The 24086-nt window shown below is 41.3% G+C and carries 19 protein-coding genes; 12 read left to right on the forward strand and 7 right to left on the reverse strand.

Annotation, left to right across the window (positions count from 1 at the left end; all coding sequences use genetic code 11):
• Positions 1-4: 4 nt before the first annotated feature.
• From BV375_RS08580 to BV375_RS08595, 4 genes are all read left to right on the forward strand, one after another.
• Complete coding sequence (locus BV375_RS08580; RefSeq protein ID WP_086759392.1) at positions 5-967, forward strand: BadF/BadG/BcrA/BcrD ATPase family protein; 963 nt, start codon at positions 5-7, stop codon at positions 965-967.
• 95 nt (positions 968-1062) lie between these two features.
• Positions 1063-2667 carry an AAA family ATPase gene (locus BV375_RS08585; protein WP_086759395.1) on the forward strand — a complete coding sequence of 535 codons (1605 nt, stop codon included), beginning with the start codon at positions 1063-1065 and terminating at the stop codon, positions 2665-2667.
• Positions 2652-3851, forward strand: a complete 1200-nt coding sequence (locus tag BV375_RS08590) for a restriction endonuclease (RefSeq protein ID WP_086759398.1) — start codon at positions 2652-2654, stop codon at positions 3849-3851. Before BV375_RS08585 ends, BV375_RS08590 begins: the two co-directional genes overlap by 16 nt.
• Before the next feature lie 183 nt (positions 3852-4034).
• Complete coding sequence (locus BV375_RS08595) at positions 4035-5048, forward strand: hypothetical protein (protein ID WP_086759400.1); 1014 nt, start codon at positions 4035-4037, stop codon at positions 5046-5048.
• A gap of 135 nt (positions 5049-5183) precedes the next feature.
• Here BV375_RS08595 and BV375_RS08600 read toward each other — a convergent pair whose 3' ends face one another.
• Entirely contained in the window at positions 5184-6434 is a 1251-nt protein-coding gene (locus BV375_RS08600) for an FGGY-family carbohydrate kinase (protein WP_086759403.1), read from the reverse strand.
• A 157-nt stretch (positions 6435-6591) separates the two neighbouring features.
• On the opposite strand from BV375_RS08600, the gene psaM reads away from it, so the two are divergent.
• Both psaM and BV375_RS08610 read left to right on the forward strand, forming a co-directional pair.
• A complete protein-coding gene (psaM, locus tag BV375_RS08605) occupies positions 6592-6720 on the forward strand; it encodes a photosystem I reaction center subunit XII (protein ID WP_086759405.1) in 129 nt (42 codons plus the stop codon).
• 252 nt (positions 6721-6972) lie between these two features.
• Positions 6973-7392: a hypothetical protein gene (locus BV375_RS08610; RefSeq protein ID WP_086759408.1), complete on the forward strand. Its 420-nt coding sequence runs from the start codon at positions 6973-6975 to the stop codon at positions 7390-7392.
• Positions 7393-7629: 237 nt separating this feature from the next.
• Here the strand turns inward: BV375_RS08610 and BV375_RS08615 are convergent, their stop codons facing one another.
• Positions 7630-8325 (reverse strand): tetratricopeptide repeat protein, encoded by a 696-nt coding sequence (locus BV375_RS08615; RefSeq protein ID WP_086759411.1) that lies wholly within the window; start codon positions 8323-8325, stop codon positions 7630-7632.
• 458 nt (positions 8326-8783) lie between these two features.
• Here BV375_RS08615 and BV375_RS08620 point away from each other — a divergent pair, with 458 nt between their 5' ends.
• Positions 8784-9248 (forward strand): hypothetical protein, encoded by a 465-nt coding sequence (locus tag BV375_RS08620; RefSeq protein ID WP_086759413.1) that lies wholly within the window; start codon positions 8784-8786, stop codon positions 9246-9248.
• A 171-nt stretch (positions 9249-9419) separates the two neighbouring features.
• The gene (locus BV375_RS08625; RefSeq protein WP_086759416.1) at positions 9420-10640 is read left to right on the forward strand and encodes an NAD(P)/FAD-dependent oxidoreductase; all 1221 of its coding nucleotides are present in this window, start codon (positions 9420-9422) and stop codon (positions 10638-10640) included.
• Positions 10641-10723: 83 nt separating this feature from the next.
• Here the strand turns inward: BV375_RS08625 and BV375_RS08630 are convergent, their stop codons facing one another.
• The 4 genes from BV375_RS08630 to ebsA form a co-directional block, all read right to left on the reverse strand.
• Entirely contained in the window at positions 10724-11215 is a 492-nt protein-coding gene (locus BV375_RS08630; RefSeq protein ID WP_086759419.1) for a YajQ family cyclic di-GMP-binding protein, read from the reverse strand.
• A 260-nt stretch (positions 11216-11475) separates the two neighbouring features.
• Positions 11476-11979 carry a DNA recombination-mediator protein A gene (locus tag BV375_RS08635; RefSeq protein WP_086759422.1) on the reverse strand — a complete coding sequence of 168 codons (504 nt, stop codon included), beginning with the start codon at positions 11977-11979 and terminating at the stop codon, positions 11476-11478.
• A gap of 397 nt (positions 11980-12376) precedes the next feature.
• The gene (locus BV375_RS08640) at positions 12377-13471 is read right to left on the reverse strand and encodes a phosphotransacetylase family protein (RefSeq protein ID WP_086759424.1); all 1095 of its coding nucleotides are present in this window, start codon (positions 13469-13471) and stop codon (positions 12377-12379) included.
• A gap of 201 nt (positions 13472-13672) precedes the next feature.
• Positions 13673-14047: a type IV pilus biogenesis protein EbsA gene (gene ebsA, locus BV375_RS08645; RefSeq protein ID WP_086759426.1), complete on the reverse strand. Its 375-nt coding sequence runs from the start codon at positions 14045-14047 to the stop codon at positions 13673-13675.
• Between the two features lie 245 nt (positions 14048-14292).
• Here ebsA and BV375_RS35855 point away from each other — a divergent pair, with 245 nt between their 5' ends.
• Both BV375_RS35855 and BV375_RS08650 read left to right on the forward strand, forming a co-directional pair.
• The gene (locus BV375_RS35855) at positions 14293-14526 is read left to right on the forward strand and encodes a hypothetical protein (RefSeq protein ID WP_143842033.1); all 234 of its coding nucleotides are present in this window, start codon (positions 14293-14295) and stop codon (positions 14524-14526) included.
• A gap of 160 nt (positions 14527-14686) precedes the next feature.
• On the forward strand, positions 14687-16096 hold the full coding sequence (locus tag BV375_RS08650; protein ID WP_086759429.1) for a glycosyltransferase family 2 protein: 1410 nt from the start codon (positions 14687-14689) through the stop codon (positions 16094-16096).
• Positions 16097-16154: 58 nt separating this feature from the next.
• On the opposite strand, the gene dnaX is transcribed toward BV375_RS08650, so the two are convergent.
• Positions 16155-18539 (reverse strand): DNA polymerase III subunit gamma/tau, encoded by a 2385-nt coding sequence (gene dnaX, locus BV375_RS08655; protein WP_086759431.1) that lies wholly within the window; start codon positions 18537-18539, stop codon positions 16155-16157.
• A gap of 724 nt (positions 18540-19263) precedes the next feature.
• Here dnaX and BV375_RS08665 point away from each other — a divergent pair.
• Positions 19264-19962, forward strand: coding sequence for a hypothetical protein (locus BV375_RS08665; RefSeq protein WP_243713880.1), 699 nt, complete (start codon positions 19264-19266; stop codon positions 19960-19962).
• A 306-nt stretch (positions 19963-20268) separates the two neighbouring features.
• Positions 20269-24024: a tetratricopeptide repeat protein gene (locus tag BV375_RS08670; RefSeq protein WP_086759435.1), complete on the forward strand. Its 3756-nt coding sequence runs from the start codon at positions 20269-20271 to the stop codon at positions 24022-24024.
• The last annotated feature ends 62 nt before the right edge of the window (positions 24025-24086 follow it).

Here is a 24086-nt window from a genome sequence, read left to right on the forward strand (position 1 = left end):
ATCCATGAGCTATGTTTTAGGTATTGATGGCGGCGGTAGTAAGACTGTTTGTGTTTTGATGGATGAAACACGCCAAGTTATCAGTCGCGGTGAAGCAGGCGCATCCAACTATCAGAGTATAGGTATTGCCGCAGCGCGACAATCAATTGAATTTGCAATTATGGCTGCGACAGATCGAGCACAAACTCTCACCAAGCCGATAAAAATTACATCGATATGCTTAGGTTTAGCAGGTGTGGGACGTGCAGAAGATGTTGAAGCAGTAAAAAATTTATTACAAGAATTACAAAAGAGTGAACTACTGCCGATAAATTGGGCATTATCAGCATCTAATATTGTCATTTGCCATGATGCTTTGATTGCTTTAGTAGCTGGAATTGGTAATACTGTAGGAATTGTCGCCGCCGCAGGTACAGGTTCGATAGTTTTCGGGCGCAATCATCAGGGAATTACTAAACGTGTAGGTGGTTGGGGACATATTTTAGGAGATGAAGGTAGCGCCTATAAAATTGCTCTTGCTGGTATACAAGCAGCATTAAAAGCCTATGATGGCAGTGGAATGCCAACAAGTCTAGTAGATATTTTCAAAGTTTATATTGAACTGCCAAATATAGAACGTTTTGTTGAGTTAATATATCGTCAAGGATGGGGAGTTACAGAAATAGCTGCTTTAGCAGAAATTGTAGATTTAGCAGCAGCTTTAGGTGATGAAGTGGCGAATAAAATTATTGATGATGCTGTACAATATTTTGTGACAGCCACCTCCACAGTTATTGAGAAAATTTTTAGCGATCGCCCAGTTTTAGAATTAGTCACTACAGGAAGTGTTTGGCAAGGTAAATCGAAGATGCATGAGAGGTTTACAGCATCTCTGGCTAAGAACTTTCCTGAAGTAAAAGTGATTTTTCCCAAGCATGAACCTGCTTATGGTGCAGGTTTGTTGGCGTTGCAGAGGTTAAGTAGGTGAGAATGGTAATTATTGCGCTGATAAAGGGAACTTTAAATGAAGAGTAAGTCTTAACTTATTTAAATATGAGCTAAGTTTTTTATATCATCTTCGATATGATTAAACAAAATATTATTACTTGGGCTGATGTAGCTTATGCAGTCCGAATTACTACTGGAGGATGTGACCAAGAATGGGAACTTTTAGAACTAATTTGGGAAGCATGGGAAATAATAATTGAAGCTGGACTTGCAACGTATTCAAATCAACAAGAATTTTGGCAAGTATTTTTGCGTTTTTGTGCTATTGTCAGTTTATTTTTAGAATTAGTTGATGGTGAATGCTGGGAATATTATGTTGAAGTTCACTTATTGGATTGGTTAGAAAATCTTAAAATTAACGCTTCTTTTGACGAATATATAATTGATTATATAGATAAAATACTACCAATTTTAAAGTTAGAAATTGACTTAAATAATTCACTGTTAAATTTTGTTGAGATGGATTTAGGACAAGGAATTTTGGTTCTCTTAGATAGAAATTATGATTCAATACTATTGGAATCAATACAAGAATTTAAACAACAGCTTGCAAAATATGAAGATGAACATACATTACAAAAAATAGAAGCTGAACAAATTTTTGAAAAAACGATTATCAATAACTTACTAAATTTAGCTGAAGTGTATGATTATGAAAACAAAGATTATCAATTCCCTATATATGAAACTGCACTTTTAGAAACACACGTATACGATAAAAGTTTATATAGAAAATGGTTAGACAACGAAAATAATAATGATGATGAATTTGAACAATTAGAACAATTATATAAAATTCAACACGCAGCTCGGTCATTAGTTAAATATTTTTCAATGTATGACTTAAAACCCAGATATACCTTGAATCAATTTTCTGACAACATAGGTATTGAAAATACAGAGATAAAACGCTGGCTACATGCAATAAATCGAAAAAGACAAGTCATTTTATATGGTTCACCAGGAACAGGTAAAACATTTATAGCTAAACATTTTGCTAAACATTTAATTGGTGGTGGTGATGGTTTTTTAGAACTTGTGCAATTTCATCCAGCATACACTTATGAAGACTTCATTCAAGGTATTCGTCCCCAAAGCCAAGATGGAAAATTAACATATCAACTTGTTCCTGGACGCTTTTTAGAATTCTGCAAAAAAGCAGAGTCTTATCAACATACTTGCGTTCTGATAATAGACGAGATAAACCGTGCAAATTTAGCTCAAGTTTTTGGCGAATTGATGTATCTGCTAGAGTATCGCGATCAAGAAATTCCCTTAGCTGGTGGTAATACCTTTCGCATCCCAAAAAATGTCCGCATTATTGGCACAATGAATACAGCAGATAGGTCTATTGCCCTCATAGATCATGCATTACGTCGTCGCTTTGCATTTATTGAACTGCGTCCAAATTATGATGTATTGCGACGTTATCATCAGAAGACAGGTTTTGCAGTAGAGGGATTAATTAATATCCTACAGCAATTAAATCAAGTAATTTCCGATAAAAATTACGAAATTGGTATTTCATTCTTTTTAACAGACAACCTACGCGAAGATATTGAAGATATCTGGTGTATGGAAATTGAACCTTATTTAGAAGAATACTTTTTTAATCAGCCAGAGAATGTTGAAAATTTTCGCTGGGATAAAATTCATAAAAATGTATGCATACCAACCTAGTAAAACACAGAGTTATTGAAATAACAGAATATCAAGATAAGCTATTTACGCATCAAGATATCCCGGAGTTGGTAGGACAAGAATTATATGACAAATATACAACGCAAATAGATATAGAATTTCCTAGCTATACAACAAGATATCAGTGGCGGCTAAAATCTAAAGGATGGGTTGGTTATATTCCTGTAACTCCTGAATTTGGCTTAAAAATCAATCCCAAAGTTCCTATCAAAAACCTTTTCGGGATGCTGGAATATGCCTATAATTTGAAGGATTTTCGCTTTCTTGATGGGCTGATGGATTGCGAATCTCTGCAAGAATTTTATAATTATCTAGCTCATTTATTAGCCCAGAAAATTATAGAACGATGCCGTAAAGGATTATATCGTACTTACTTGCCTAGAACAGAGCAGCTTGCCTATGTAAGAGGACGGCTGGATATGCAACAGGTAATTAAAAAGCCTTGGGATGTTAAACTTAAATGTCACTACGAAGAACATACTGCTGATATTGCAGAAAACCAAATTCTGGCTTGGACACTTTATATTATTGGTCACAGTGGCTTGTGTTCAGACAAAGTATCACCAACAGTAAGAAAAGCTTATCACGCTCTCCAAGGATTAGTAATACCACAACTTTGTTGTGCAGAAGATTGTATTGGCAGACAGTACAATCGCCTCAATGAAGACTATCAAATATTACATATTCTCTGCCGATTCTTTTTAGATAACAGTAGTCCAAATCATGAGATGGGAAATCATAAAATCCTACCTTTTCTCATTGACATGGCACGTTTATATGAGCTTTTTGTTGCAGAATGGCTGAAGAAAAATGCGCCACCAAACTATAGTTTTAAACAACAGCATCTCATAGATGTTGGTCAAAATCGGCAATTCATCTTAGATATCTTACTTTGTGATGCTGCGACTGGCAGACCATTAGCAGTTCTCGATACAAAATATAAATCTCCTGAAAAAACTGCAAATAACGATATTCATCAAATGATTAGTTACGCTAACACAACAAATACTAAACAAGCTTTCTTGGTATATCCAATAGATTTAAAACAGTCACTAAATATTAAAAGTAACGATATTCAAGTCCGCAACCTCACATTTTCCCTTGATGATAACCTCGAGCGCGCAGGTCAAACCTTTTTAAACAAACTCCTCTCTCTTTTATAATTTTCTCTCTGCGCCCTCTGCGCCTCTGTGGTTCGCTTCTTCAAGTGTTTATCACAACACCACAGTCTCCCTAAAACTCACCCAGTTGAGTGATGCAGTCATTCACTGTGCTATATTACATTCATATTACAAAATCTATCAAAAGAGGCAAAAAATGAACCACCTGGACTTCTTAAGCCGGACTTGACGAACCCGGCCAATGGTATTCACGCCATTAATCTTATCGTCTACAAAATAGCCGAAGTTCTGCAAGCATCCGGTTATCCTGAACCAACTATTTGGCGTTCTTCTCCCATCACCACGATCGCCAACAACTACGATAAGCTTTATATTCCTAGAGAGAGTTTATCGCGTTCCCCTAAATACACCCGTTACCTCAGCGACGGTAGGCTACTCAGAACTCATACCACTGTCATCATGCCAGAGTTACTTTCCCACTTACAGGGGGAACAACTCATTCTCCACCCCGGTATTTGTTACCGCCGGGATGTGGTGGATAAGTGTCATGTCGGGGAACCCCATCAAATGGATGTGTGGTTGATTAGCCAACATCAACAATTAGGTAGAGAAGCTTTAATTCAATTAATTGCTGTTATTATCAACACAATTCTTCCAGGTGTTTCCTATCGCCTAAATGAAACATCACATCCATATACCTGCAATGGTTTAGAAATTGAAGTGTTAGTTGATGGTAACTGGATTGAGGTAGGAGAAGGTGGAGAAATTCATCCTGGATTACTTAAACCTGGCTATACAGGATTAGCATCTGGTTGGGGATTAGATCGTCTGGTGATGTTAGTAAAGGGGATAGATGATATTCGCTTGTTGCGAAGCACCCATCCCCAAATAGCTGCCCAGATGACGAACCTGGAAACCTATAATCAGGTATCTAATAAACCAAGTATCAGCCGAGATATGTCTATTGTCACTGGGATAGATACTGATTTAGAAGATATTTGTGAACAAGTACTACAAGTTTTAGGAGATGAAGCTGAACTATTAGAATCGGTGGAAATATTAAGCGATACTCCTTACTCCCAAATTCCAGAAAAAGCGATTCAACGTTTGGGTATTCAACCCCATCAGAAAAACCTCCTAGTGCGGATGACTCTTAGGAGTCTCTATGCGTCTATTACTAATCAAAAAGCCAATATTCTACGGGATTTGGTTTATCAACAAATTCACCAAGGTGAGTAATTAGACGCGGAGAAAAGGAGACGCGGGGACACGGGGACAAAGAAAATTTTTCTTTTCCTCTCAACAGCAGGTTTGTATCTCAGCTTGTTTTCTTAAAAATTTGTCTCCGTTTCTCCCAATCTCCGCGTCCCCGCGTCATCCCCTCACCCCCCGCATTGCCAAAAGTGCTGTTCCATAGGCTGCTTCCGTATTCACTGACGAAACTACCGGAACTTTTAAATATCTTCCGCGAATAGCCGTCCAAGTATGATTTGCTGCACCACCACCAGCAGTGTAAACGCGCTTTAACCTATCTGCTCCCATTTGCTGTAATAATTCATACCCATGCGCTTCTATGCGGGCAATACTTTCTAACAACCCATGCAGAAAATTCACAGAATTATCTGGGCGTGGTTCTAAGCGTGGGGATAAATTGGGATCGTTAATTGGAAAGCGATCGCCTGCCTTTAACAAGGGATAATAATCTAAGTCGCTGGCTGTAGTAGCATCAATCTCACCACTCAAGCTTTCTAACTCAGCATTAGTAAAGAATTCTCGCAACACTGCACCGCCAGTATTTGAAGCGCCGCCAGTCAGCCACAGCTCGCCTAAGCGATGGCTGTAAATTCCATATCTTGCATCTTCAATTCGCGTGCGACTCAATAGTTTTAATACCAGTGTCGAACCCAAAGAAGTCACCGCTTCCCCTGGTGATTGTGCTCCACTGGCAAGAAAAGCCGCAATACTATCTGTAGTCCCAGCACACGCTACACAATCTTGGCGCAAACCAAACTTAGCTGCAATTTCTGGGCGTAATTCAGCAATAGGTGTACCAGGAGGCAATATTTGAGGTAGCTGGATTGGTATTTGCAACTTTGTTAGCCATTCTGGGTATTTCAACTTTTCAACGTCATAACCCAGCTTTAAGGCATTGTGGTAGTCGCTAACACCTAAGTGCCCATGCAGCAGAAATGCTAGCCAGTCTGCTTGATGCAGGAAATATCGTGCTTTGCTAAAGGAAGGTAACTGCGCCATCCACAGAAGTTTAGCCAGGCTAGAAGTAGCGCTTACTACTGTATGATTTTCTGGAGCGATACTCTTTAACTGCTCTAGCATCACCGATCCCCGTGGATCGTTATAAAGTATAGGTGCATCTACAGACTTACCTGCTGCGTCTACTAGCAAGATAGTGGAAGAAGTCCCATTAATAGCGATCGCCTTAATTTCTCGCCGCAGTTGTTCAGGAATCGATGCTAAGAGAGTAAATAAAGCCGTCTGCCAAATATCTACCCAGTCAGTCGAATTTTCCCAAGGGTACTTGATCTGGAACTGGATGCAAGCTTCATTGTCAATCAACGTAGCCCTTGCGCCAGATGTACCAAAGTCGATCCCCAGAAACAAATCCATAGATTGATATATTTTCTTTAAAAAGAATAACGAATGACTACTGAGCGATCGCTGCTTTTGTTGCATCTTGTAACAAGATATTCCCCAATCCTCGCAAAACAGGGAAAAGTAGTAAACGAACTATTCAAAATGCATTGAGTTTAGGAGGTTTCCAACCATGCCTATATCACACAGTTTCTTTCTCGCTGTAACGTCCATCTCAGATACTCAAGTCTACATCGCTTTGGTTGTGGCGCTGGTTCCAGGTGTTCTAGCTTGGCGTTTAGCTACAGAACTTTACAAATAAGCCATAGTGTGACACAGTTGTTGGGCTAAGAAGCCTGGCATTAGTGAGTGAACTTGATCGACACTTGGAGCCTTAGGCAAGTAAGTGTTTGACTAAGGCTACTTACGTATGCCAGGTTTATTTTTTGGCTTTGAATACACGTGTAGCAATTTCCGAAAAATGAAGTAATATGGCAGCTAAATCAAGCCCTAATTGTTAGAAGTAGGCTTTTTAGGCTGTTCTGCTTGAATTTACGAGGTCTTTTTTACCATCATGAACGCTATTCAACCGTCTATCCCGCTACAACCGATACAAAAACGCCGGGTTGCGCCTCGACCAAAGCGGCATCTGCGTCAACGATCGCATCAAGTAATGGCTATGGAAGTAACAGCCAAGATAGCCGTTAATCTGGCAATTTCAGCAGCCGCGGTTTCCGCCCTCATGCAACTTTTGCCCTATCACTGGTTACAGCAAGAAAAATTGCGGGAAATGCGTACTGAGGTCAAGCAAATGGAAGGACGTGTGAATATTTTGCAAGCAGAATTTAGCCGAAACTTCGATCCCTCTCAAGCCAAAAGTATTATGCAACAACAAAGCTACCGATTCGACCCTAATCAGCGTCAGATCGTGATCACGAATCCGGATGCAACAGAAGCAGCTAGCCAATCGGAGTCATCAACTTCAGCACAATAGCCAACCCAGAATTATTGAAGTTCTTTATGTTGTGGCTGTGTATCAACAACTTGTGTAAGTAAATTAGCTAATTGTTGAATAAGTGCCTAGTGCAAGAAAGCAGAAAAGATGTTGTCTGTGAAAACTAGATAGTTATTTGCGCTACACTGCACTAATTAAAATTTATTAGCCATTAATAATACAGGGTCGCTATACTCTACTCAAAATTTAGATTTTACAGTCCTTTAGAGGATTAATCTACCAATCAGGATGTTCAGGAGATAGCAGTTCGGTTAACCAATTTTCAAGTTGTATACGTAAGCGCCAACCAGGAACATCTTTTCTTGCGGGTAGTTGAGTCAGGGCACGACGATAATCAGCGATCGCGCAATTCCAGTCTCCCCAAAGATGATAAGTTCTGCCTCTCTCAGCCCAGATGTGACCTTCTAGCTGCCCGAAAAGTAGTGCGACATCAAAATTCTCAATTGCCTCTTCGTATTGCCCCAATTCGCGCCAGGTGATGCCTCGGTTAATGCGTGCCCGCACATGGCTAGGATTCAAATCAATCGCCCGATCGTAATCAGCGATCGCCGCAGCTAATTTTCCACAACCAGCATAGTAATTTGCTCGGTTATTATAAGCACTAGCCAAACTAGGATTAATTTGCAGTGCTGTATTATAGTCACAAAAGGCTTTTTGGGTTTCGCCGCTTTGAAAATAAATCAGCCCTCGATTGTTGTAATCAACAGCATTTTGAGGATGACGGCGGATGAGTTGGCTTAACAGAGCGATCGCCTTCATGTAATCGCCTCTTTGAGCTAACCTCAAAGCACAAGAGCGTACATGACTGTCTTCTAAGTCTAAATTACTGCTTAATTTTATCGTTTTATTTGATACTAATTCATCTAAGTTATTTTGCTTATCTCCAAAAGATAAATAGGAGTTATTAGTCATATAATCCTGCCGTATATAGTTGTTTTTTGAAATCAAAATATAGTTATTATGCTGCTAGTAGCTTGTTTGTTATGTAAGTTCTGAGGGTGTCTATAATTACTCAACCATTCAAACCACAGTAATTGAAAAACTTTATCTCATATCAATAATTGATGATTCAATCTCATCATAGATACCTCATCCCCAGGTTAAATTCCAGAAAAAGCAAATATCAATCTCAAAGACTAGTCAAGTAGTGAGAGCGACAAATTGGTAGAATGCCAACAAGCCGTTCATGAGAGATGACGCAGAGCACAAAGGAATGTAGCAATGATCGAAATGCAAAACAAACCTTGGTCGAATCCCTTAGCTTGAGCTATGGGTTTGTCCTCATTACCGTGTCTATTTCTAGATTCGCATCTAACGGTTCCAGCTTCTAGTTCCTTAATCTGACTTTTAAGTTTTGAGAAAATTTTCTTATGACAATTGCAATTTCTTACCCCAATGCCCCCGATTTAACTGCTGATGATTACATTGTGATCGGCTTGGCAACATGCTTTGTCAAGGAAGATGGAGAAGTTCATCAAGTTGAAGTTATTGAACCTATTCCTTCTGCGGCTTTGGAAGCAGTGATGAAAGGTATTCCCACTTCATATAAGTTTGCTTGGGCAACAAATTTAGCCTCTGTCCTGAACGGTGATACACTCTCAGCTCCAGCTAGCTTCCCAGAATCGGCTCAGTTCGCGGATGAGTTTGTACCACGACTGTTTGCGGCAGCTCGTACTTATAAACGTCGTGAGATTACAAAATCTCTTATTCCTTTAGGTACAACCTACACAGAGTTCAATTACTCCACTGAACGCAAGCGTGTACTAAATGCTGCCAGGGTAGTTACCAAAGAAGACAACGTTAAACAACACTCCCACACCCATAAAGTTCTTTAACATTCAAGAAGGGAACAGAATTTCCTATTCTCTGTTGTTGAAACTGATTTTTTTGGAGATTTCGGATTTTAGGGCAACCAAATATTAATAGCGAATTGACGAAAATTAAATCTGCTTCCTCTGAGTTTTAATATTAAGCCTCAATTCGCCATATTTTTTGTAGAAACTATAATGAAGACCTTTGATGTGGTAGTTGTAGGTGCAGGCCCAGCTGGAGGGCACTGTGCGAGATTATTAGCGAAGGCTGGTCAAAAGGTTTTGCTAGTAGAGCGATACGAAAACTTTTCTGTAAACAGCTTCTCCAGTGCCGGAACTCCCATAGAAACATTGGCTAAGTTCGATCTACCTAATGAAGTTATAGGTAGTTATTGGCAAGGAATTAAAATTGTCACCACCAATCTTAATGAAACTTGGAATTCACCTAAACCTCTGGGTGTGGTTTTAGATTTTACTAAATTAAGGGAATTCTTAGCTCATGAAGTTAAAGCCAATGGTGGCGAGGTTTGGCTAGGGTATTTTTACCTGAGAAAAGAAGAGTCAGCAGAGCAAACTATTCTATTTTTTAAATCAAAAAAGGAAGGGGAGATCAAAGTTGGCGCAAAAGTCGTAGTCGATGCAACTGGCCCATCTAGAGCAGTCATATATAACAAAGGAGAAGCTCAACCATTATTCCACAGTGGCACAGGAATTGAATATCTCTTAGAAGTAGCACCAGAGGATTACGAAAAACACTGCGATCGCTTAACTTTTTTCCTGGGGCATAAATGGATGCCAAAAGGATATTCTTGGATATTTCCTATGGAGAAACCCAAGTTAAAAGTTGGGGCTGGATTATTAAATTCCCAGCATCAATTAATTCAAAAAGCTGAACCAATAAAATATTATATTGAACTCATAATTAAAGACTATATTCAACCCAAAGAATACAAAATTTTGGATATTCATGGAGCAACCCTAAAATATAGCCAGGGATTGCAGGATAAGTATTATAGAAAAAACATTATAGCTATAGGAGATGCGGTCTCTACTGTTAACTTTTTAGGAGGTGAAGGCATTAGACATGGTATGTGTAGCGCTGAAGTGGCTGTTAAATATATTGAAAAATATTTAAATGGTGAAGCTTCAGATTTTAAAAAATATCAAAAAGAGATGTACAAAATATTTTATAAAAAATGGATAATTTCCGAGAAACTTGGACTAAAGAAATATTTGCTTGATAGTGACAATATAGTAGATCGGTCAATAACTTATCTTAAATATTTGAATATTCATGAAATAATGGATCTGCTCTTCAACTATAAATTTGCAAAATTTTCTAAGATATTTGTAGTTAGGTTAGTTATAAAAAGTCTGGCATTTTTACGAAAAAGCTTTGGTTTGAAAATTTCTTAATTTCTATTACCTGCATATAGATCTCCTCCAGATCCCCGACTTCTTTAAGAAGTCGGGGATCTGGACAACAATCTACAGATGTTTTAACGATAATTTGTAAATTGCAAAGCTACAGGTAAGTCTTCTTGCTTTAAACGTTGGATGATAGCTTGCAATTCGTCCTTAGATTTAGCCGTTACTCGCACTGCATCGCCTTGAATCGAGGCTTGCACCTTTTTAAATTCATCTCGAATCAATTTAGAAATCTGTTTGGCAATTTCTTGACTAATGCCTTTTTTGAGTTTAATTTCTTGTCGTACACGATTACCGCTGGCTGATTCAACTTTGCCAAAATCAAAGATTTTCTGAGAAAGATTGCGTTTAGCAGCTTTTTCTCGAAGAATGTTGTGCACAGAATCTAAAGTAAACTCACTATCGGTGTTAACGTCAATGCTTTCCTCACCTAACTCAACAGTAGTTGCAGTATCTTTGAGGTCGTACCGGCCTTTGATTTCTCGCACAACTTGATCGACGGCGTTGACCAATTCTTGTCGGTCAAAGTCACTCACAATGTCAAAGGAATAATTAGAAGCCATAGCACATCTTTGAATTCTGGATGTTTGGATGTGAAATAGGGATTAGAGATGGTCAATTGATAATTACTACCCTCCTCTGTATCCCTCCTTTGCGATCGCAGATAAAAGAACAGCAGAAATAGGTGGTTGTCATAGCATCATCAACCAAATCCATAAATAGCATTAATTGTCGATCATGGGCAATCAGGAGAACCTATTACCCATGAACTATTTGTAGTTTCTCTTCTTTAGAATTACACTCACGCAAACTCAGCCTCACCTTAGTCAAAGTAGAAAAGTGTGACCACTTTTCTCTGTTCTTCTGCATCTTTACAAGTTTGTAGCAGGGTGCGGCTGTCGTGAAATGCAAAGCAAATCAGTTGCTGGCAGCGGGATATTATCTCCTTATTGCAAATGTAACTCGCTTCGGCGAGGGACAGATTATCGTTACTAGGATTTTCTACTAGGTGCATTACCAGTTCTAACTGCTGACGCGATTCATGCGGCTGGCGTTCTAGGCTTTGGGGTAGAATCACCGTCAACAAATTGGGGTCAGCGCGCATTGCGCCTTTGATGGCAGCGGAATTGGTACCTGTAGCCCCAGAAGTGATCACCCGATTGCCTGATAAAACCAAGGCATAGGTCATCATTTCAATGAGATTCTGGTGCGTAATTGGGACATGACGGGAACCCAGCAAGGCAATTCGTTTAGAACCTGTTTGCTGGATTGTCGCTAGTTCTTGCGCTAATGTATCGAGGTTGATGAGGTCTGTTGACTGGCTCAAAGATGAACGTAATGAGATGAAACGACCCAGATATTTTACCAAACAGAGTGTAAGTGCGAAGCTTACTTGAGTTAGACATTGCTACGTTTTCGCAATTAATGGCTTCGGTAGTTACATTTCTGGGTTAAAAAAAGCTAAGGAGCCTCCAGACTCACCCTTAGACGCTTGACAAGGGTACTGAAAATAAAACTTTTTTGAGGAAATCAAGAAGGTTGAAAGTAAATTTACAAAAATATGCTTGTATTTTGATTACCTACTACAACCAAGCATATCCTCATGGGGCTGAGGAAAAGCCCGCCATCTCCTAGGTGGTGATAGCGAACTGATTCCTCGGCAGTAATAAAATCCTCTAATAGATAACTGAGCATTTATGCTCTCAACTTTTGAGTTGATGAGGCTAAGGTAACGCTGCTGCTGGACTTAACCCAAGTTTAGACAACAAGCGTTCTAGGTCAAAATGCTCGCCCATCAACTCACGAATGCACTCTACCTTGATCGGTTCGTGAACACGTACTTGTCCAAACGTGCGATCTACAATTTCTACAGTGGTGAGGGTATCTAAATCAACAGACAAAATGGGAATTTCTAGCTCGTCAGCACGACTAAGGATAAACTCGGGAGGTGGGAGTTGTCCTGTGAGGATTAGGCATTGGGTAGAAGTTTCCAATGCTGCTTGCTGAATTTCCACGCGATCGCCCCCTGTCACCACTGCCATATTCCGGCGTTTGCGGAAGTATTTGACAGCAGCGTTGACATTCATTGCACCAATTGCTAAACTTTCGACCATTAAATCTAGGCGATCGCTACGACAGAGAACTTCAGCTTTTAACTGCTTGACTAGTTCGCCGACGCTGACACTGCGTAGTAAGTCGCTTTTTGGTAACATTGCCAACACAGGAATTCCCTGCTGCTCTAAGAACGGGCGTAAGAGATTTGTTACAGATTCTAGTTTTTCGCTTGGAATATCATTAATCACTACACCAATTAAGCGATCGCCTATACCTTGCTTGGCAGATAATAGCGCTTCAACCGAGAGCAAAGATTTGTAGCGTGCTACCAACAATACACTGGCATCTAATGCTTCAGCCACTTCTGGCAAAGATAAGTTAAATAAATTACCTTCTGCCAAATCACCAGGTCCCTCTAGCAACACCAAATCTCCCTTGGAAATTGGTAAATATCGCTGTACTAGGGACTGCTGATAATCAGTTTTGTCTTCACCACGTAAGCGTTTTTGCACAGTTACTTCATCCAAAGCCAGCATTGTTGGTGCAACACGATTTTCGCTCAGGTTAAGGCTATGGGCAATGAACTGGACATCTTCCTCAAAGGCGCTACCAACAGATACATTGAAACACGTACCTAAAGGTTTGCCGTAGGAAATATCCAGTCCTGTTTGCTGTAGCTGATAAGACAAACCTAGAACTGTAGCGGATTTACCACTGTAAGTCTCAGTTGATCCAATCAGCAAATATTTCGCGGATTTTGGCACACATGCACTCCTAAATTCAAAAGGAAGTAGAATCCAGCTTGGTGTTTTCTAATTTTAGGTCGAACATAGCCATCGCTGTTGTTACAAACCTCATGTATAGGAGTTATTGCTCAAATCGCCAGAAAAATGAATGATTCAAGATAAAGCCTTCTACTGGCGATATTACGACAATAATTGTGAAATTTTCAGGCTGCGCCAGATTTATTCATCTATACGCAGCAGCTTGCGATAAAAAGCTTGAGAGAAATCGGTCAAGCGATGGCGTTTATAGTTGTCCATCAATTCAATTAAATATGTTATGAACTCGGAACTTGCCATCATCACCTCGTAACTTAGATCTGCATCGCCGTCAAACTGCATTCGGCAACGGGTCAAGTCTGAAGGTAGACTAGCAACATTCCAGGTGGCGACAAAGGGAATATTGTCACTAGCCTCTATTTTACGGTGACCTTCCAAAACGCCTTTTTGATAAAGACTGATGGCATAGGGTAAGAAATTGCGTCTGCTGCCCTGAATGTATGGAAGGTAAACACTTGCTTGCTGTGGGGTGGCTGGCTGAAGTTGCTCAATAGACATTGTTGATTATTCCTCAAGTTATGTAAAAGTAACTGGGGATGAAAGTTTGGGTAAAGAAGTAGGAGTAGGGAACACAAGAGAGAATTTTTCCCATTCTTGCGCCCGATTACTGGAGTATCTGGTATTGCGGGGAAGTAGGGGTCAATACTAAGTATTCCCAAAAAATTCTGGTTTACACATTCTCGGAAGATGAGGTAAGGATTCTACTTTCTGCCGAATACTGCTGAGTTGCGAGTTATACGAACTTGAATAGCAAAACAATCAATGGAAAAGCCTTTGGCAGCGCCATCTGTGGTCAAGGCAATAAAGTTACTGTTAAGAAATATGTGAATGTCAGGTACAATAGGGTCGCATTAGCTTTTATTGAAGCTGAGAGCAATAACAATCAAAAATCTCTTCTATCTAGAGATAGATGCTGTTATTGTGACTTCTCTCAACAACTAGCTGTTGCTACTTGGCGATCGCTTTACCTCAACTAGAGTTGCCATTCATCAGCAATTCTACTGGCTCTATTTTGAGTCAGAAACGGTAAAAAATTACTGCCAATCCAGGGAGCTCAAGGTTATACAGTTTGGTGTTACCTGATTCTCAGCTTCTTTACAGGCGTAGACAAATAGTGGTTTTTGAATCAAGTAACCTATGCCAGCGAATTTCTGGCCCGAAGACGATTCTAGCAACGAGCTTGCTCCGCTTAACTCTCTGTTGTCTGACCTCTCAGCAACCGAGGAGTTAGTAGTAGATACAGAACCTTTGTTTCTACCATTCCGGTTTCAAGGACGCAGACGCAAAGCGGCTCTAGTTTTGACTATAGTCTGGAGTAGCACGATCGCTCTGCATTTAGCTTCCTGGGGTTTTTTATTCGTACTGGGACTGACCACTATTCTGGGTATTCACGCTTTGGAGGTGGTATTTGCCAAACCCCGGCGTCATCCAAAACAAATACAGGGAGATTTACCTTCTGTTTCTGTTTTAGTGTCAGCCAAAAATGAGGAAGCAGTAATTGGCAGATTAGTCAAGAGTCTTTGCAGTCTGGAATATCCAGATGGAAAGTACGAACTATGGATTATTGACGATAACAGCAGTGACAGCACACCGGAGTTATTAACAGAACTGGCAAAGGAATACAAACAACTTAAGATTCTCCGGCGTTCAGCGCAAGCTACTGGCGGTAAGTCTGGGGCATTGAATCAAGTTTTACCTCTGACTAAGGGCGAAATCATCGCCGTGTTTGATGCCGATGCTCAAGTATCACCAGACTTGTTGCAACAGGTAGTACCTTTGTTCCAAAGAGAAAAGGTAGGGGCGGTGCAGGTACGAAAAGCGATCGCCAATGCCAAAGAAAATTTTTGGACTAAAGGCCAAATGGCGGAGATGGCGCTTGATACCTATTTTCAGCAACAACGGACTGCCCTTGGTGGGATTGGCGAACTGCGGGGTAACGGTCAATTTGTCCGGCGCGCAGCGTTGGCAAGTTGCGGTGGGTGGAACGAAGAAACGATCACCGATGACTTGGATTTGACCCTGCGCTTACATCTAGACAACTGGGATATTGAGTGTGTATTCTCGCCAGCGGTAGAAGAAGAAGGGGTGACAAATGCGATCGCACTTTGGCATCAGCGCAACCGTTGGGCAGAAGGTGGATATCAGCGCTATTTGGATTACTGGGATTTGCTCCTGAAAAATCGCTTGGGGGTGCGCAAAACCTGGGATCTACTGAGCTTTATGCTGATTATGTATATCTTACCAACGGCAGCAGTACCAGATTTATTAATGGCGATCGCTCGCCATCGTCCACCAATCTTAGGCCCCATCACTGGCTTGTCTGTTAGCTTGTCAATGATCGGGATGTTCACTGGTTTGAGGCGGATTCATCAAGGGCAAAAATTCCAGTTTTCTACATATTTACTGTTACTGCTGCAAACTCTACGTGGCACTTTATATATGTTCCACTGGTTGGTAGTCATGAGCAGTGCTACTGCCCGGATGTCATTACGGCAAAAACGCCTGAAATGGGTAAAAACTGTGCATACAGGCATAGAGAAAGCGTAAAACAGTCAAGGGACAAAGATTATTTTTCCTTTGTCCCCTTTCCCTCATCTCCTGATTTCTATTCATCATCGAGATCTGATTCATCTAGCAAATCAGATCCAACCATAGTTTCAGAAAAAGCTGCTGCATCATCTGACAGGCGGATGATTTGGCCTTGAAAAAATTCTGCTAATCGCTGAGCTGCGATCGCTACTTCATCAGTTTCCCAATCACCAGAAGTTGTTGGGGTTGGAGGCGGTGGCAAAGTTTGCACGCTACTGTTACCTTTAGGCGCTGACTCAGTTTTTGTTGGTGCTGGTGTGGGTGTTGGCTGTACTGGCGCAGGTGGTGGAATTTGCTTGTCGTAACTGGGAGGCGATGGCTGCTTAAGCTTCGATGAGCCATTAGCTGGAGACTCTTTCTTCGCTGAAGTAGAGGTTGAGGGATTTCCGATTTCTAAGCTGACTTTGACTTCCCGCTGGAAAGTTTGCTGAAAAGCAGCTGTAATCATCTGCAAGTCAGTTTGAACTTTTTTATACCATGCTGATTTCACACCAACACGGGCATAGGCACCATCAAATTCCATGAGATGGCACATTTGCCGCAGTAACTCTCGCCTGGGTATCTGTTGAATATTACTGAGGACTTGCTGCCAAACTTGGGTAAAATCCGCTTCTGTCTCTTCAATTAACTCTGGTACTGGTGGTGATGCTGCTGGGGTTACTGGTTGTACCGGTGGATGTAATGGCTGCGGTTCCTCAGGTGGCTGAGAAACGGTGATAGTCTCTGAAGGCTGTGATGATACAGCCTTCAAAGCAGAGATGTTATTTGCTGGCGGTGAGAGTGGGGAAACCGGGGGTGAAGCAACAGTAGGAGCAGAGGAGATGATGGGAGGTGAGCTTGGTGATACAACTGGCGCGCTTACTCTTGGTGCTACGCTTGCGGCTTGCACCGGAATATTTGCACTTGGTAACAATCCCAGCAATGTCACCTCTAACCACAAACGTGGCTGGGTTGTGTTTTTAATTTGTACTTCTGCTTCGCGTAAATGTTTCTGTCCTGCCAAAATTGTACTTATGTCTAGCTTCTGGGCTAATCCAATAAATGCTTGCCAGGTTTGCTGAGTACAAGCAACCAAATCATGGCGGTTAGGTGCAGTTTTCGCAATGAGTAAATCACGATAGCAAGCGGCGAGATTTTGCAAAATAGTCAGCGGTTCTCGACCACGATTGAGGATGTTGCGAGTAGAGTCGAGAACTGCTTCTGCATGATCTTGAGCGATCGCATCTAACAGCGCTAGCAAGTCCCGTTCGCTGACTGAACCAACTAAATCCCAAACTCTGTCTGGGATGATTTCGCCCGACAACAGCGCTAATTGGTCGAGTAGACTTTCCGCATCCCGCAATCCTCCCTGAGCAATTTGAGCTACTAAGGTGACAGCATCCAGGGAAATATGAATGTTTTCTTTGTGAGCGATCGCACTTAAATGCTTGACCATCGCCTCTAAGTTGATGCGTCTAAAATCAAACCTTTGACAGCGGGAAATAATTGTGGGCAATACTCGCTGGGGGTCGGTTGTCGCTAGTACAAAGACCACGTGTTTTGGTGGCTCTTCCAGTGTTTTTAGTAACGCATTGAACGCCTGGGTACTGAGCATATGGCAATTATGAACCAACAGCCCATTTGCCACAAAGTTATGGTTGTCTTCAACTTCAATATCGTAGACTTGCTCAACCCCAGCGAGGTAAACAGATTCTACCGTCGCCAAATTTGTAAATGAGGCTGCCGCATCCACATTCACAGGAGATAGTATCTTCACTCCTTCTTTTACGTCCTTTGCTGCTACCCATCCCCGATCTGTCCTAACTAAATGATTGCCAGTACATCTGATTTCTCCTTTGGTAGTTTTGATGACTAGAGTTTGACGTTCTCCTTGGTCTAACCAGCGTACAACTTGCTTAAATTCCCACTTTTCTGATGAGTCATTGTAACTAAGGACTCTCTTGTTCTTGATATTGGGATCATCAATTCTCAGAAGTCCTTCATCAGTTAAAACTAGGGAATCTCCAGTCAAGCATTCGTCGATGACATACACCTTATAGCGGCACTGTACAGGAGCGAACTGCGCCTTTTCAATAATTTCGCGGATGTTATCAACACCAGTGTTGCTGGCCGCGTCGATTTCAATTACATCTAAGGAGTAACCCTTAGTAATACCCTGACAAACATCGCATACGCCACAGGGTTCGGCAGTCGGTTTACCACTCCCAAGACAATTGAGGGATTTGGCGAGAATCCGCGCACTAGAAGTTTTTCCTGTACCTCTAGGTCCAGTAAACAAATAGGCTGGAGCGATTTTAGATGAGCAGATCGCGTTAGTGAGGGTAGTAGCGATCGCCTCTTGTCCCACTAGTTCAGCAAAACTCTTTGGGCGATACTTGTGGTGCAGTGGTTCGTAAGACATAAGATTGCAGCACCCAGTCGAGTTTGGGATTCTACGATGAGGATATTTTTAGAGGTTAAACTTGCCTTTTTTGACTTCAGGGCACTTGCTACAACAGTAAGGCAGCATGGTGAGTCTAAGTCTAGACTAGGGTTAGTCGAATTCTACTCCCAAGGAGATCCGCAGGGCAGCTTACCTGAGGCTAGATTAACAAGTTTGCTACTTTTTCCCATGAAAAAATGTCTTGGGAAACCCCAAATTCTTGTTTCCAAATCATTAACTACTGTTTAACAGTTAGTACACTATTTTTATATTGGTTATTGTTACTCAGTTGTTAGATTCAAAATTTATGTGCTTTCGTGTAGCACTTTTTTAGCCATATTTGTACAGGCACAACCGAAGAGGTTTTCTCCTGTGGCAATACACCAATTATATCAGATGAGGACTGGTCTTAAAAGTTAAATGGCTATATTTTATACTTTTAAATTTAAGTATTATAATTAGCCTTTGTTCTCTGCTCCTGCTGCCCCTACTTCGATATCAAGCGTAGCTTTTAGCTTTTGCGCTATATCTGGTAAACTACCGAGAACCAAACTCTACTTTAGTCTATTCTTCGAGTTTTGCGTTGCAGCATGAGCAATAGAAAGTTTTTTCAAACAGGAGTTCATGACTGTAGATGAATTATTGAATTGATTAAGGCTATAGTACAGTGCGATCGCTACAATCTTAGGGTAACGAATACTCAATGGTGCAGCAGATGCTCAGGCGGCTAATTCAGTGGCTTAAAAAGTTTTTTCAAAGCTTGTTTGGGGCGAAACCAACCCGCTCTCAAGTTAGGAGAGATATCCCCCAAGAACCACCGCCACAACTCAGCGATACAGATTTGGAATTTCTGTTCAACGAACTTTTGGAAGGCGTGCATCAAGCACGAGGCCAAGCGTGGGCAGTAAAGTGGCTAAATAATATTGAACATCGCATCCCGACTGAACGTTGGGTTCAGTGGTTAGGGGTTTTAGGAGAAAGATTGCTAGCATCACCGACACCTAATAATGAATTAGCAACGCGGTTAGTACAATTAGGTGACCTAGGTGTTGGTGAAGTAGGAGACGTTGCCTATGATATTGGGATGCAACTTTTGACGCGCAATCAAGGCGGTGAGCCAATTTGGGAATATGCAGGGCCAGATGCTGTGAAAGTATCACCACCCCAAGAGAGCGAATCGTTAGCAGATGCAGCGCAGACAGAAGATAATTTCTCCGAGGAAGGTTACCAAACCGTTACATTGGAACAATTGTTTGCCATGATGCAGGAGGATGAAACCTTATGCCAGCAGGTTGCCCAACAACTGGGTCTGGAAACAAACGATCCCCAAGCTATTATTCAAGCATTAATTAATCAGTACCATGCTGCAAATCAAGAGGCTACAGAACAAACAGAATCTTGACTTTCCTGGCCAAAAGCAAAAAAATAGTGCCACAGCGGAGAATTCAAAATTCCAGTTGAGGTCAACCATCATATTCTCTAATGACCTATGCCTCATGCCTCATTTTCAAGCTAAACTCCCACAGGATAAAGCCCACAACAAGGGCATGAAAATATTTCTTTCCCTGTTCCCTGTTCCCTGTTCCCTGTTTTCAAGACAGTTCACAACTTTTTCATCTTGTTAATGGTGGGTTTTTACGTAATTCACGATCTTTTTAACACAACGATGGCTACAATCTAGGTTAAACAAAATCCAAGAGTGTGACAGATGCTCAGGCGTCTATTTCAGTGGCTTAAAAAGTTATTTCAGCATCCGTTTAGCAGTCAGAAAGCTAGATCTCTAAATGCTGCCAGGGGATATAGGGTGGTAAATTCACCACCCGAGCTTACCAATGCGGATTTAGAACTGTTATTTACGCAGTTGTTAGAAGGCGTGCAACAAGCACGAGGCAGACAGTGGGCGCTGAAGTACCTGCAACGGATGGAAAATCGGATTCCTGATGAGCGCTGGATAGATTGGCTGTTGAACTTTGGTGAAAGATTGTTAAGTTCACCTGCACCTAACCATCAGTTAGCAGCGCGGATGATCCAGCTGGGTGAACTGGGGATCGGCAGAATCGGAGACCTTTCTTATGATATTGGTCTAAGCCTCCTAAAGCGCAACTCAGCGACACGATATGAAGAGATTGAGGAGCTAGATCATCATGTGGTTATGGAAAGTAAAAGACCTGAAGACCACTTGCTAAACTCTCCTGGGCAGGAGTTGATCCGTAACTTGGGCGATCGCTTGTGGGATTATGACGACGATGAAACTGAAATACTCCCAATACCTGAGATCGCCTCTGTTGAAGAAGCATGGACGGGGAATATAGGGGAAGTTTTGTGGGAGTATGAAGGAGAAGATGCCGAAATTCCAACGCGAGCAGCTCTCCTCGATCCTGAAGAAGACGATGAGATCGCCAACTTATTCGATTTGTTTTCGGAGCCGGAAGAACAAGAGAACACAACCACAACACCAGTTACTAACCTGTCACCCCCCGCAGAAGATACGAGCCTGACACCCCCCACAGAAAACACGAATCTGAGTCCTCCTCCAGAAGATGGCAAAGGAGAATTATCAGAAACGGCGACATGGGATAAATCTTTGGCGAAATTAGAGCCTACAGTAGCCCAAGCCTTTGATGAGTTGTTGGTCAGGTTAGATCAAAGTACTTCTTTAGTCCAAGAACTTGCTTCGGAATTGGCAATTCAGCGCAATAATTCGCAAATCATTCCGCAGCAAAAAATTGATCGGGCGCAAGCTTGGTTTTACCAAGGTCTTCAGCAAGCTAGAACTGGGGATTTGTTAGGAGCGATCGCATCTTACGACGCCGCAATCGAACTCAAACCCCATGTTGATGAATATTGGTTTAACCGAGCCTTGACACTATTTCATTTAGAACATTTTGTTGAGGCGATCGCATCTTACGAAAAAGCCATAGAACTTAAACCCGATTACTACAAAGCTTGGTATAACCGGGGTGGAATTCTGGGTGAATTAGGGCAATTTGACGAAGCTGTGATTTCTTTTGAGCGAGTAATCGCCATCAAACCAGATTTTCCTGAAGCATGGTCTAGCAGAGGTTTAGCACTCATGAAGTTAGGGCAATTATTAGAAGCAATTGCCAGTTACGACCAAGCTTTACTTCTACAACCACAAGACCCGGAAAACTGGTATTACCGAGGTATAGCCTTGGGTGTTAGCGAGCAACATGAAGAAGCGATCGCCTCTTACGATAAAGCCTTAGAAATTCAACCAGATTACTATGAAGTCTGGATCGATCGGGGCGTGGTGCTGTTTAATTTGGGACAGTGGTCAGAAGCGATCGCCTCTTGGGACAAAGCACTCTCGATTCAAGCCGACTTCTACCTAGCTTGGTATAACCGAGGTGTAGCTTTAGAAAATTTAGGACGCCGCGAAGAAGCAATTGACTCCTATCGCAAAGCGATAGCCATCAAACCAGACTTCCATTTAGCTTGGTACAACCAAGCGGTGGCGCTGTTTTATTTAGGACGATATGCAGATGCGATCGCTTCTTATGATAGTGCTTTACAAATTAAATTTGATTATTGGGAAGCTTGGATTGGGCGAGGAACAGCGGCTGGTAATTTAGTTAATCCTGATGCGCTGTCTGGTTTGTTTACTACCATCACAGCTACAAATGCGGCTCTCAAGCAAAGTGGCTATGAAGGAAAATTAGCTAGCTACGAAGCTGGCTTGAAATATGTTCGCCCAGATACTCACCCAGAAGGTTGGGGCAGATTACATTTAGCGATCGCCAATACGCATTACGATCAAGGTAAGAAAGATACTGTCACCCGTAGTCATTGGCAAAAAGCTGTAGCTGAGTATAATCAGGCACTATTAACCTTGACAAGTGAAGATTTTCCCCAGTTGCATCTGGAAGTTTTACAATCTCTAATCAAAACGCTTGTAGGTTTAGGACAAACAGCACAAGCACAAGAATTCCTGAAATACAGCACAAATTTATTACAACAGTTGCTCAGTGATTCTACTCGTACTGATGATAGTAAAAAACAGCTAGCTCTGAAATTTGCAGGCTTAAGGCAATTAGTAGTTGATTTAGCTATAGATTACGGTGACTTAGTTGAAGCGTGGGAAATTGCCGAACAAGCTAAAAATGCTTGTTTAACCTGGCTGCTTGATGGTTGGCAAGAAGAGATTGAGTCACTAAGTTATGCTGAAGTTCAGGCACTACTCAATCCTCAAACAGCAATTATTTACTGGCATATTAGCCCAGCTGCTTTACACACATTCATTCTCAAAGATCAAGCTCCTTCACCTATCCTCGCATTCACGCCGATGCAAGATGCAGGGGTATTCAGCTTAGGAAAAACCCCAATGCGTCTGCACGAAGTTCCCCTTCCCGAAGCAGTTAGACGTTTGATTGCCTTTGAGGATTGGTTAGAAGATTGGAATCAACAATACCAAGAATATTGCAGTAACTCTTCAGATAAACAAAATCAAAGCAACCATTCTTGGCGAGTGGATATGGAACAAAGGCTATTACAGCTAAAAAATATCCTCAACATTTCCACAATCACGCAGGAACTAGAAGGAATTACCAAAATAATTTTAATTCCTCACCGCGACTTGCAAAAACTACCCTTACATGCGCTTTTTTCTCCTTCGGTTGAAGAGGAATTGTCAAGCATAGAGGCGAATTTGACTATTAGCTATTTGCCCAGTGTCCAAACAGGATTAATTGTAGAACCGGAAATTATAGGAGACAAAAATAATCAATTATTCCTCAGCATTGAAAATCCGCATAGTACAGATTATCCCTCACTAAAATTTGCCAAACTCCAAGCGGAAATTGTCAGCCAAATATTCCCTAATTCTCAGCGTATCCAGGGAGCGCAAGCTAATAAAAATAACGTAGCTTATGCATTTGTTGATGACTACAATATATTTCACTTCATAGGGCATATCATTAACAATTCTAGTGAACCAAAAAAATCAGAATTGGTATTAGCTGGTGCAGACAAGCTCACGTTAGAAGAAATCTGTCAACAATCTTTAGTAAGTTACAACCTGGTTAACTTATCGGCTTGTGAAAGTACAATTACAAGTAATCACACAGTTACTAGCGAATATGTGAGTTTAGTTAATGGTTTTCTAAGTGGAGGAGTCTCCCAAGTTGTGAGTACTCTGTGGACTGTAGAATCAGTCGCCAATGACTTGGCAATTGTAGAGTTTTATCGACGACTACAGCCAAATAAATCAGCAGCTACTACCTTAGCTGAAGTTACAGTATGGCTGAGAGAACTAACTGCAAAGGAACTGACGAAATGGTATGAAGATTTACTGAATAATCTACATCCCGAAGATTTAAGAATTAGGACGCATGTAGCAACACAAATGTATAGAAGCAGTAAACTTCCACCAGAGCAAAAACTTTATTCTCATCCTTATTATTGGGCCGCATTTACAATCACAGGTAACCAAACTGAAAGTATTTAAGTATTGATCATGAACTAAAAAACGGACTAGAAGGGCAAATGACAAATAACAAATAACAAAAC

This window comes from Nostoc sp. 106C (assembly GCF_002154725.1).
Lineage (GTDB): Bacteria > Cyanobacteriota > Cyanobacteriia > Cyanobacteriales > Nostocaceae > Aulosira.

Coding starts and splice junctions, on each gene's coding strand:
- ebsA (WP_086759426.1), bottom strand. CDS start 14,047: ATGTCTATTGAGCAACTTCAGCCAGCCACCCCACAGCAAGCAAGTGTT.
- BV375_RS08600 (WP_086759403.1), bottom strand. CDS start 6,434: ATGGATTTGTTTCTGGGGATCGACTTTGGTACATCTGGCGCAAGGGCT.
- BV375_RS08615 (WP_086759411.1), bottom strand. CDS start 8,325: ATGACTAATAACTCCTATTTATCTTTTGGAGATAAGCAAAATAACTTA.
- BV375_RS08590 (WP_086759398.1), top strand. CDS start 2,652: ATGCATACCAACCTAGTAAAACACAGAGTTATTGAAATAACAGAATAT.
- BV375_RS08585 (WP_086759395.1), top strand. CDS start 1,063: ATGATTAAACAAAATATTATTACTTGGGCTGATGTAGCTTATGCAGTC.
- BV375_RS08650 (WP_086759429.1), top strand. CDS start 14,687: ATGCCAGCGAATTTCTGGCCCGAAGACGATTCTAGCAACGAGCTTGCT.
- BV375_RS08620 (WP_086759413.1), top strand. CDS start 8,784: ATGACAATTGCAATTTCTTACCCCAATGCCCCCGATTTAACTGCTGAT.
- BV375_RS08625 (WP_086759416.1), top strand. CDS start 9,420: ATGAAGACCTTTGATGTGGTAGTTGTAGGTGCAGGCCCAGCTGGAGGG.
- BV375_RS08630 (WP_086759419.1), bottom strand. CDS start 11,215: ATGGCTTCTAATTATTCCTTTGACATTGTGAGTGACTTTGACCGACAA.
- BV375_RS08580 (WP_086759392.1), top strand. CDS start 5: ATGAGCTATGTTTTAGGTATTGATGGCGGCGGTAGTAAGACTGTTTGT.
- dnaX (WP_086759431.1), bottom strand. CDS start 18,539: ATGTCTTACGAACCACTGCACCACAAGTATCGCCCAAAGAGTTTTGCT.
- BV375_RS08670 (WP_086759435.1), top strand. CDS start 20,269: ATGCTCAGGCGTCTATTTCAGTGGCTTAAAAAGTTATTTCAGCATCCG.
- BV375_RS08610 (WP_086759408.1), top strand. CDS start 6,973: ATGAACGCTATTCAACCGTCTATCCCGCTACAACCGATACAAAAACGC.
- psaM (WP_086759405.1), top strand. CDS start 6,592: ATGCCTATATCACACAGTTTCTTTCTCGCTGTAACGTCCATCTCAGAT.
- BV375_RS08665 (WP_243713880.1), top strand. CDS start 19,264: ATGGTGCAGCAGATGCTCAGGCGGCTAATTCAGTGGCTTAAAAAGTTT.